Origin of the sequence: Paraburkholderia sp. EG286B (assembly GCF_040965655.1) — a bacterium.
Lineage (GTDB): Bacteria > Pseudomonadota > Gammaproteobacteria > Burkholderiales > Burkholderiaceae > Paraburkholderia.
Genome location: NZ_JBFRCF010000086.1, coordinates 1 through 2922 on the forward strand (window position 1 = coordinate 1; position 2922 = coordinate 2922).

The window sequence follows — 2922 nt, forward strand, 5'->3', positions numbered from 1 at the left end:
GCGCCGAACACCGATTCCGGAATTCCCCGAAACCGTTCGACTTCAAGCGAAACGGCTGTTCACCTTCCTCCGGAAACCCTGTTCGACTTCAACCGAAATCCGTGTTCGGCTTCGCCGAAATACGCACTTTGAGCTTCCTCCTTCGCCCTTTCAGGTCAACGTAGCGGAAGCCATGGCGCTCGCATTGCGCGACGGTCGGGGCATCGGCGCGCTCCCGCTATGGACTGCGATGCCGTGGCTGCGCAACGGCACGCTGCTACGTGTACTGCCTACACATCGGATGAATGAGACACACATCCGCGCTCTTTATGTGTCTCGCGAGTATCTGGATGCCAAGATCAGAAGCTGGGTGGATTTTCTGAGAGACTTCATTCCACAAACGCTCGATGACGGCGATAACGTGCCACCCGCGGCCGTGCTTACTGACGCTGATCTGACGATGTAACGCAGATGACGCCAGCATTGACGCACACGATGCCGCGAGCGAACAACGAGCGGACCGTCCGGAACCACTTGCAAGGAGAAGTCACGTGAGAGCAGAGCCGATTTATCTGGAAGACCTGACGCAGGGCGCGACATACACGAGTTCGGAGCACAGGCTCGACGCCGAGCAGATACTCGCTTTCGCAGAGCAGTTCGATCCCCAGCCCTTCCATCTGGATGAGGAATCCGCGCGCGAGACCTTCTTTGCAGGCCTTGCGGCTAGCGGCTGGCATACAGCGGCCATCACGATGAAGCTTCTGGTAGAGAGCCTGCCGTTGGCGGGTGGAGTGATCGGTGCGGGAAGCGAGATCAGTTGGCCACGCCCAACCCGGCCAGGCGACATCCTGCACGTCGTGAGCACGATCGTGGAGATTGCGCCATCCAGATCGAAGCATGACCGAGGAATTGTGACGGTGCAGAGCGACACGTTGAACCAGCATGGCGAAGTGTGCCAGCGATCTGTTGCCAGCCTCCTCGCTTTCAGACGCAGTTGACTACGCGCTCCCCGACCAGACTTCGGCTGTCCTTGTCGCCGGGCCGATGACCGTTTAATCACTGGAACCGGCCGTCCGCTTGACCAGCTACCATGAGACTTCGGGTCGAATATGACCCATTCGCTCTCACCTGAAAGCAACATGCGTTTCGCAGGCAGTACATCGGGCCGCCTGCCCCCTTCTGCTGTAGCGCTCAGGATATCGTCGGCGCCGAAGTAATCGCCGCAGAACTGCTTGCGGCGACCACGTCATACGGGAATCAACGCGTGGCTCTTACTGCTGGTCGTCTGTCGGCACGAAGACCATGCCGTGCGGACTGCCCAAATTGGCGACCAGCGGCAGAAGTGCCCCGCTACGCAAATCAAGTTGACCAACGTAAGCCGGCACCGCCGGTGTGCTACTCGTAGCGGCCACCCCCGTTGATGCCGAAAACGCTGCGTCGCGCTGCCAGACATTGGCGCTTATCTTGTACACCACGTTAGCCTTCGTATCGGACACCAGCAGGTAGCCGCGTCGCGCCGTGGCGAATACCGTGTCGTCAACCTGCACGTTGCCAAGAAGTGGCAGAAATTGCACGCGCGGTTCACCGCCCGATGCGTTCAAGAGGACTAGCTGGCCATCTCCCTGATCGTCGAGCAGTACATCGCCCGCAGGCGTTAGCGTCATTGAATCCGGATCGGTCAGGTTGAGGGTCGACACCGTACCAAATGGAATGTTGCTGGCGTCAAGCGAGCCTCTCAGTACCGGTGTGACGTCGATCGTGTAACTGTTTGCATCGAGGTGCACAACGCGGACTATCGCGGGTCCCATGTTCTTGCCGCTAGCATTAAGGGTGGGATTGGACGCACTGAAATACGCCTGGCCGTCCTTGAACACGATGTCGTCATAGCCGCCTCCGTGGAGCGTCTTGGCGAAGGAATACGGCTTGGATGCCTGGCCTGTCGCCGGATTGACAATGACGAGGTTCGGATTCGCATCCTCGTTCTGCATCGCCCAGATCTCGCGCGTGTACGGATTGACCTTCAGGCCATCATTGTGTCCCGTGACTTGATACGTCTTCAAGACACTGCCGTCCTGTGCGTATTCGACAATCAAGCTCATCGCACCATTCGAGCCATCCGGTGCACCGTTGTTTGCGTAGCCGACCCAAACGTGGCCATCAAGCACTGCCAGTGAGTCCGGTGCGCTCATGAGGCCGCCGGAGCCAGTTGCGAACACAGCCAGGCTAAAACCCGGCGTGACCACAGGCTTCGCCGAGGTCTGCGCGGACGCACCAGACGCAAAAGACAGGACGACAAGTGCAAGCGTGCTGCAATGAATAATGCGGCGGGCGGCAGCAAAAGGTCGAATGTTGTGCATGTTCTGCTCCTGAGAGACGTGCATCTTCGGAATGGTTGGGGACGGCAGACCGGCCCCAAGACGAGCGGCTGTAATGCTTTGTAATGACGCAGGAGACATGGAAGCAGGCGATCGTGACCAAGAGGTGTCACAAAGGAGCTAAAAAAATAGAAAAAAATCAGTTATCGATCCGTAAGCCGCATTTACCAATTAGTGCAAGGTACATTACGATTTCCGCATACGTACGCCGTCGATTGCTCGAAGCGACCTTTTTGCCTGGCTCGCAGAATTCATTGCGACCGGCCAGCAACAATAAATTTCGGCATGACGGTCGCCCAGCCTGTGCGCCCGTTCTTGCGAGGCAAAGTGCAGTGCGCTGAGCGACAACCGTGAGCGCCGAAGTCAGATGCTCAAATGTCAGCTCCGCGCGGACGTCATCTGACGCCACAGCATTGTCAGATCTATCGATCTTGTCTGAATTGTCACGGGGCGGCGTAATCGAGCCGGGGATGGGCGGCGTAATGGAGCCAGCAGAAACGGGGATAAAGCGCAGATTCGAACGGGCTCAAGAATGCGGTTTTTTGCCCGGTTTGGCAACCGCGTTTTC

Annotated in this window: 3 protein-coding genes; 2 read left to right on the forward strand and 1 reads right to left on the reverse strand. The window is 57.9% G+C overall.

The annotated features are described in order from the left end of the window. Positions 1–445, forward strand: a 445-nt coding sequence (locus AB4Y42_RS43655; protein WP_368697809.1) for a LysR substrate-binding domain-containing protein, incomplete at its 5' end; no start/stop codon positions are given. A gap of 85 nt (positions 446–530) precedes the next feature. Then, positions 531–977, forward strand: coding sequence for a MaoC family dehydratase (locus tag AB4Y42_RS43660; protein WP_368697810.1), 447 nt, complete (start codon positions 531–533; stop codon positions 975–977). A gap of 273 nt (positions 978–1250) precedes the next feature. On the opposite strand, the gene AB4Y42_RS43665 is transcribed toward AB4Y42_RS43660, so the two are convergent. Further along, positions 1251–2336 (reverse strand): hypothetical protein, encoded by a 1086-nt coding sequence (locus tag AB4Y42_RS43665; protein WP_368697811.1) that lies wholly within the window; start codon positions 2334–2336, stop codon positions 1251–1253. Between the last annotated feature and the right edge of the window lie 586 nt (positions 2337–2922).

Excerpts from the sequence above, each read along its gene's own strand:
- AB4Y42_RS43665 (WP_368697811.1), bottom strand. The coding sequence starts at position 2,336 with ATGCACAACATTCGACCTTTTGCTGCCGCCCGCCGCATTATTCATTGC.